The sequence below is a fragment of the Pontibacillus marinus BH030004 = DSM 16465 genome, from assembly GCF_000425225.1.
GTDB classification, from domain to species: Bacteria; Bacillota; Bacilli; order Bacillales; family BH030062; genus Pontibacillus; species Pontibacillus marinus.
The window spans coordinates 1-7,924 of sequence record NZ_KE384339.1 but is presented as its reverse complement, the minus strand read 5'-3'; the positions used below and the strand labels follow the sequence as shown (position 1 = coordinate 7,924).

Sequence of the window (7,924 nt, the reverse complement as noted above, 5' to 3'; positions counted from 1 at the left end):
GGATTTGCTCGGGTAAGCGGTGGATTCGCTCGGGTAGGCGACGGATTCGCTCGGGTAAGCGATGGATTCGCTCGGGTAGGCGACGAATATCCTCGGCTAGACGCTGAATTCCCTCGGTCCCCTGCACTGCCTCCTGGCACTTTATCTCGAATCCAAGTCTTCAAGATAAGGGGGATTTAACAGAGGGAGTATTAAAAAAGAGAAGACACCAGGCCAATTCGCTGGCCAAAAGTATCTTCTCTAAAAAATTAAAAAATCATATGAGCAATTGCTGTAATAATTGGTAGTGTAATAATTGTACGTTCAACAAAGATGATGAAAAGGTCTTTCATTCCAATTGGAATCTTAGAACCTAATAAAAGCCCACCAACCTCTGACATATAAATCAACTGCGTAACGGATAATGCAGCAATGATAAAGCGTGTCATTTCACTCTCAATAGAAGCTCCAATGATGGCTGGTAAGAACATATCTGCAAATCCTACTAAGATGGTTTCAGAAGCAGCGTTTGCTTCAGGAATTTGCATGAGTTCAAGCAATGGAATGAATGGATAGCCAAGCCATGTGAAAAGCGGTGTATATTCAGCGATCACCAGTGTAATCGTACCAAGCGCCATTACAATAGGTGCAACGCCCATCCACATGTCTAAAATGTTTTGGAACCCTTGTTTAAAGAAGTCCTTAACACTTGACTGTTCTTTTCCACGCTCAACTGCTTTGTAATACCCCCAAGTAAACAAATTATATCCTTCAGGAGTACCGGGCTCCGCACTAGCCTCTTCACCACTTAAAAATGTATCTTCCTTTTTCGATAATGGTGGGATACGTGGCATAATAATGGCTGCGACAAAACCAGCAAGCAATACCGTAGCGTAGAAGATCGGGAACATGTCTCCAAGTCCAACCTCAGACACAACTACAAGGGTAAAGGTAATGGAAACAATGGAGAAGGTTGTCCCAATAACAGCAGCTTCACGTTTCGTGTAATGCCCTTCTTCATACTGTTTACTAGTTAATAAAACTCCAATCGTCCCATCACCTAACCAAGAAGCAATGGAATCAATGGAAGAGCGACCAGGTGTGGTAAATAGGGGACGCATAATCTTCGTTAACATGATTCCAAACAGTTCAAGTAGTCCAAAGTTCAATAGTAAAGGAAGGAATAATCCTGCAAATAAAAAGACAGTAAATAAAATATGCAATAACGATGTTAGCAATAAACCGCCTGTATTCGCAGAATAAACCATCTCAGAACCAATTTTGAATAATGTCATGATGGCAAAGATTGCTCCGAGAATACGAATGATGACCCAGACCCAAGAAACATCAAAGAGGTTTCTGAAGAAAGGAAAACGTCGTAAAGATTCCCCACCTAGAAGCTTGACAATGATCGTAGCAATTGCCGTGATGGAAATAATAATTGTCATAATAGCAGAAAGCTGATCGCTAAGTCGCTCTTGTAATACACCTGCAAAATAAGCTACTGGAATGGTGACATCCCCGCCTAAATTCATTGGAATCATAAATAACAAAATACCAATAAGTGATGGCACGATGAATTTTAAGTGATCAGATAGTTGAAACGGGAATTTTTGTTGGTTTTTCATCTTCATTCTCCTCCTTTTCATGTAGATCATGTTCCTTTGCATATTGGGCTGAAACCATCATAAGTATGCAACGGATTTTATTTTAATACATGACTCGACAAAAATCTACTGGAAATTTAATAAAAATTAATAGTGATGTATATTTATTAAGGTGGACCTAAATGATACTGAAAAGATTACCGTTTCAATATATCGATAAACATCTTATTCAACCTCGCTAATAATTCATCTCGATAGGTAGATGTGTCTTGGCGTATATTAGTATATAACTCACGAATCTGCTTCTTCTCTTTTTCTTCAATACTTTCAAAATCTACCACCCAAGACTGATTCAAGTCATTAGGCTCAAACTTTAATAGTCCTTTGCCATATTCCCGCCTAGTTTCTTTTATTAAATCCTTTGCAACATCTGTTAAAAAGTAAGCCATGATCACATCAATTTCTTGCATGAAATATTCATGAATATACAACCCATGAAAGGACGTCAAATGCATAATGCCTGCTTCATTCCGGATGAATTGGAGACCAGACCGATTAAAAACACGAAAAAGAATGGGAGGAGGCTCTCTAAGTTCGGGCCTGTACCAGGGTTTACGATGCTTCGTTAAGTATCTTTGATGAAAATGATGTTCTTCTCCGTATTGAATGTAGCGTTGCACAACATGATGTTGCTCATGCTCTTGTTTTATTTGTAATACATACACAGGGTGATTATCATGTTTTAACGATTCCCAATTCTCCCAAGTAAAAAAAGGCTCGCTTGCTTGGTAGGCCTTGATCAGACAAGGAACGGTGATATCTCGATCTAATCCCCATTCAATCCGTTCACTCTCACTTAAACAAAAGAAATCATTTGCTCCAGTAGCTATACCCCGTTTTGCTTTTCCAAACTCATAAAATGGACGAAGGTTTTTATAGGTTTCCAATAATGAATCTTGATAATAGTGCCTCCATTTTATACTTGGAACTAGCTCATGATATGCAAAAGACTTTCCATAAGGTTTAGAGCAATCCCCGTTTTGAAGAAACTCTTTAAAACCCTTCATTTCTGAATCAGATTGAACATTTATAAATTCTACACGATCATCTTTTGTCTCTTCCCGGCTACATAACAGAATGGCTGAGGTAGTCGTCGCCTCTTCAAACCAGCTCACTTGATAATCTGTAATGACAACATAATCTAAAAGTTTATGCTTGAGTAAGTATGCTTTTATATGCTGCCCATAATCTGCATTTAAAAAATCTGACGGAACGATAAAAGCTGCTCTTCCATTTACATTTAGTTGTTTAAGGCATTTCAGAATGAATAGGTTATATATATTCGTATTGCCAGGTAAGCGAACTCCTAGTTTCTCCTCAAAAGTCTTAAGTAGCTCCACTTTATGACTATGGTTTCTTAATTTAAAGTAAGGCGGATTAGCTATGATTCCATCAAAAAGATTTTTCCAATCGGATAGGAGGAAATCTTGATGGTACATATGGAGCCCCATTGACTGCAGCGGATGGATGAAGGAGTCCTCGATATCGTAGCTCTTCCAATTAGATATAGTGCCTGGCATTCGTTGATTAAATGATCGAGGAAAGATTCCCATTCCAACAGCTGGATCCAAAATGGTTGCTGGGTCTGCGGGAACGACCCATTCAACCATAACTTCAGCTATATGGGGAGGAGTAAAGTATTGTCCCTTTTTTCTGCGATAGGATAGAGGTGTTTGGCTGATGTAGGATTGTTCAAGTGTGGTATCCATTTTGTCTGTCTCCTTGCGAGGTGTAAGTTATTACTCATTGTACAAGAAGAAAAAGGCTGAAGCGAATCCAAAGAGGTAAAAAGGGAAAACTGAGACTATCGAGAATCATAAATAAAGAATGAATCGGGTAATAGGGAATAAAGAATTCATAGTAAAAAGAGGGATATACATGCGTGAATTTGCCACACCAAAAGTTGTTGTCAGTAAGTGCCTTGAATTTGATCAAGTTCGATACAATGGTGAAGTGATACCTGATAAAGTAGTACAACGATTACAGCCTCATGTTACGTTCGTGCCTATCTGCCCTGAAGTGGAGATTGGTCTAGGAGTTCCGCGAGACATTATTCGAATCGTCCGTGAAGAAGATGAGGAGCGTTTAGTGCAACCAGCGACAGGAAAAGACCTTACAGATCCCATGCGTACGTTTGCAAATGGCTTTTTAGATTCTTTGGGTGAAGTAGATGGCTTTTTATTAAAAAATCGCTCCCCCACGTGCGGAATCCAAGACGTAAAAGTGTATGATAAGCCTGAGAAATCCCCTGTAGTTGGAAAAACGAAAGGACTGTTTGCACAAGAAGTATTAGATCGACATCCAGGGTTAGCCGTTGAAGAAGAAGGAAGACTAAAAAACTTTCGTATTCGCGAACACTTTTTTACAAAGCTTTTTACATTAGCGCATTTCCGTGAGTTGAAAAAAGAACCTTCTATGAAGAAGCTGGTTCATTTTCAATCTATAAATAAGTATCTATTTATGACATACAATCAAAAGACATTAAAGGATATGGGGAGACTTACAGCAAATCAGGAAAAACGTTCAGTGGAAGAAGTGTTTGAAGAATATGAAATGCATCTGACTTGGATGTTTCGAAGAGCTCCTAATCGCAGGTCCAACGTCAATGTATGTCAGCATATCATGGGTTATTTTAAGAATGAACTGACAAAAGGGGAAAAAGATTTCTTCTTAGAGGAGTTAGATAAATACTACAACGAAAAAATCCCTTTGAGTACGGTATTGGGAATATTGAAATCATGGGTGATTCGATTTGACCATGATTACCTTAAACAGCAAACCTATTTTGAACCTTATCCAGAAGATTTAATTGAGATTAGCGATTCTGGAAAAGGGAGAGCTTATGCATAAAGGAATGTTTGGATTTATGGGGTGTTGCCGCGACATAGCGCGGCACACCATTAAAATGAATTACCCCACATAATGCTTCAAGATGCGATCTACTGATCCAGCATATGCTTCACCGAAAAGATTTAAATGAACAAGTAAGTAGTACAACTGATAAATTTCTTTGATATCTTCGTAATGTTCTGGAAGTGGAAAATTATCCTGATAAGCTTGATAAAATGCATCCGAGTATCCACCAAACAATTCGGTAAATGCAATTTCAAAGGCATGATCTCCATATAACACCGAAGGATCAATTAAGTAAGGAGAGCCATTCTTGCCGGCCATCCAGTTGCCGCCCCATAAGTCTCCATGAAGAAGTGAAGGCTTCGCTCCATAATCAATCCACTCTGGTAAACGTTCCATTAATTTTTTTAAAAGGTGTTTACGGTCAAGTGGTAACCTGCCACGCTCAGCAGCAATGTTAAACTGAGAGACGAGTCTACATTCATGGTAATAATCCACCCATTTGTCATAGAACTTATTCGGCTGGGGAAGCAGACCGATAAAAGTATCTTCATCAAAACCGTGACTTTCACCAAAATGTTGATGCATGGAGGCAAGTTGTTCACCTAGTTTTTCTTCAGTATTTGAGTCTTTATTTCCTTGGATCCATTCCAAAGCAATAACACCTTCGCCCTCAACAGGGTCATCATAATAATATACTTCAGGTACATTCACCGCACCTGTTTCTTTCATTAATTTTAACCCTTTAGCTTCTACTCGAAAGAAATGTTCTGAAACATTGGAGTTCCCTTTTATAAAATATTCATGTTCGTTCGTTTGAATGTAGTAGGCTTGATTAATATCCCCACCAGAGATTTGTGTCATTCTTTGAATATTTGATGTATCACCGATCTTCTCAAGTGCATGAGATATCCGCTGTTTCATAACTAATCACCTCATTTAACATACGTTTACCTTTTCGGTATAACCTAAACCTAACATTTATCAACAAAATGATACAAAATTCTCAGAAAACGGTGAAAAGAGTGTCATATTGAGCTATAATTAAATTTGGTATATATACTACCATAAATTATACTTGTTTCCTTGTTATACATAAGTATGAAAGGGTTTACAACTAGATAGAAAAACAGGGGGAACACATTCTAAGGGGGAAGAGTTTTATGAACGTGAACAAAATCAGTAAGGTTTTAGCGACAGCGGCTTTATCTGCTTCTTTATTTGTAAGCGCAGGTTCTGTGAGCGCTGATCCACTTAAACCTTATCACCATTCAGAGTGGATGGCAGAGAAGAACATCTTAAAAGGGGATTTGAAAGGTGACTTCCATCTGGATCGCCACATAACAATGGCTGAGGCTGTTATTTTCATAGCTCGTACAAAAGGCGCAGAAGTTCCAGAGCTAGAAAATCCAAAGCACTGGTCAGCACCTTATATGCAATGGGCTCATGAAGCTGGAGCTATTACAGAGAAAGAAAGTATGCACCCATACAAGCAGCTTAAAGCAGAAGAAGCAGTTGCACTTGCTGGAGAGCTTGGCTATGATGTGTCATTTGAGCATACAGGCAAAATCACTCGTGGCATGTTCCTTCAAGGTCTAGGGGAAGCAGCAACGAAACATATTACAATCGGCCATACAAATGACGTTCATGGGAACATTGAAGAGGACGGTTACAACGAAAAGTTTGGCTACGCCAAAATGGCAACACTTATTGATCAATGGCGAGCTGAAAATGATAACTTCCTACTACTTGACGCTGGAGATACATTCCAAGGAACCATTTTCGTAAACCAGTTCCAAGGAGAATCCGTTCTTCCAATATTAAATCACTTAGACTATGATGTGATGGCAGCTGGGAACCATGAGTTTGACTTTGGTTACGAGCAGCTTTTAAAACTTCGTGACCAGTTAGATTACCCAATGATCTCAGCAAACGTATTCAAGCCAGATGGCTCAAACTTATTAGTACCTGTTCATCACCAAGAAGTAGCTGGTGAAAAATATGCATTTATTGGCTTTGTTGCAGAAGAAACACCAGTTTTAACACACCCTGATAACGTAGAAGGCTTAACATTTAAGAGCCCCGTGTCAGTGGCGCAAGAGATGATTCCTAAGTTAAAAGAAGAAGTAGATCATGTTGTTGTAGTTTCTCACGTTGGATTATCCGTAGACCGTGAAATTGCTGAAAAAGTAGATGGTATCGATCTAATTGTTGGTGGTCACTCACACACACCATTAGATTCTCCTGAACGTGTTAATGACACATACATCGTTCAAGACTGGGAGTATGGAAAGTCTCTTGGTCGTGCAGATCTATACTACTACAATGATGAGCTTGTAGGTTTTACAGGTGGGCTTAAGGAATACGATGCTTCTGTTAAAGCAGACCCAGAAATAGAAGCAATGGTTGAAAAGATTACAGAGCAAGTAGATAAGAAAATGCAAGAAGTAATCACAACAACTGAGGAGCTTCTTGTAGGTGAACGTTCAGCGATTCGCTCACAAGAAACGAATCTTGGTAACTTAATCGCAGACGTTATGCTTGAAAAAACACAATCGATAGAAGGTCATGAAGCGGACATTGCTTTAACAAACAGTGGTGGAATTCGCGCAGAAATTAAGCCAGGTGAAGTAACGAAGCTAGACCTTTATAACGTACTTCCATTCGGAAATACACTAGCAACTATGGATGTAACAGGTTCTGAGATTAAAGCAGCATTAGAAAACGGCGTTTCAAAAATTTCAGAAGTAGCAGGACGTTTCCCTCAAATTGCAGGTATGTCCTTCACTTATGATATTACAAAACCAGCTGGTGAACGTGTAGGCGAAGTTATGATTGGTGGAGAGCCACTAGATGAGTCTAAAACGTACAAGCTTGCAACAAACAGCTTCCTAGCAGCTGGTGGAGATGGATATGCAATGTTCAAGGATAACGAATCCTTTAACACTGGTTACACAACGTATGATATCGTAGAACAACATTTAAAAGAACTAGATTCCATTAACACAGAAGTAGATGGACGTATTGTAGAAACATCTCAACAGTAAACTACCAAACAAAGCCCCTGCCCATTGTGGTCAGGGGTTTTGTTATGCAGCAATATGGCAGGATTGTTGAAGACTTGATTCCGAGATATTGGTTGGGAGAAGTCCGTTACTGTTGAGGAATTTGTTGCGGTCAGTGAAACGGCAAGCCTGTTGTGGAAGAAAAGCCGAGCCTCCTCGTGCCTGCGGGGTCTCGTCTTCCCTTTGTTACCACGACAGTTTGCCGTTTCCTTCCCTCCACGCGATTATGGAGATTAACGGACCATAATTTGGACTTTCTCAACTCATATTGATTGGATATCATATTCAGAGAAGTTGCTCAGAACCTTGTCATGATAGTGTTACACTACCTGGAATCCGACCACCTCATCCCAGAATTAC

The 7,924-nt window shown here is 39.5% G+C and carries 6 protein-coding genes; 3 read left to right on the top strand and 3 right to left on the bottom strand.

Annotated features, from left to right (window positions below; all coding sequences use genetic code 11):
• Positions 1-180, top strand: a 180-nt coding sequence (locus H514_RS24900) for a hypothetical protein (protein WP_036849540.1), incomplete at its 5' end; no start/stop codon positions are given.
• A gap of 68 nt (positions 181-248) precedes the next feature.
• Here H514_RS24900 and H514_RS0122010 read toward each other — a convergent pair.
• Both H514_RS0122010 and H514_RS0122005 read right to left on the bottom strand, forming a co-directional pair.
• Positions 249-1,613 carry a YjiH family protein gene (locus tag H514_RS0122010; RefSeq protein ID WP_027448914.1) on the bottom strand — a complete coding sequence of 455 codons (1,365 nt, stop codon included), beginning with the start codon at positions 1,611-1,613 and terminating at the stop codon, positions 249-251.
• Positions 1,614-1,783: 170 nt separating this feature from the next.
• Entirely contained in the window at positions 1,784-3,355 is a 1,572-nt protein-coding gene (locus H514_RS0122005) for an HsdM family class I SAM-dependent methyltransferase (protein ID WP_051255285.1), read from the bottom strand.
• Positions 3,356-3,524: 169 nt separating this feature from the next.
• On the opposite strand from H514_RS0122005, the gene H514_RS0122000 reads away from it, so the two are divergent.
• Positions 3,525-4,496, top strand: a complete 972-nt coding sequence (locus tag H514_RS0122000; RefSeq protein ID WP_027448912.1) for a YbgA family protein — start codon at positions 3,525-3,527, stop codon at positions 4,494-4,496.
• 60 nt (positions 4,497-4,556) lie between these two features.
• Here H514_RS0122000 and H514_RS0121995 read toward each other — a convergent pair whose 3' ends face one another.
• Positions 4,557-5,423: a fructosamine kinase family protein gene (locus tag H514_RS0121995; protein WP_027448911.1), complete on the bottom strand. Its 867-nt coding sequence runs from the start codon at positions 5,421-5,423 to the stop codon at positions 4,557-4,559.
• 239 nt (positions 5,424-5,662) lie between these two features.
• Here H514_RS0121995 and H514_RS0121990 point away from each other — a divergent pair, with 239 nt between their 5' ends.
• Positions 5,663-7,546, top strand: a complete 1,884-nt coding sequence (locus H514_RS0121990; protein WP_036843781.1) for a bifunctional metallophosphatase/5'-nucleotidase — start codon at positions 5,663-5,665, stop codon at positions 7,544-7,546.
• The last annotated feature ends 378 nt before the right edge of the window (positions 7,547-7,924 follow it).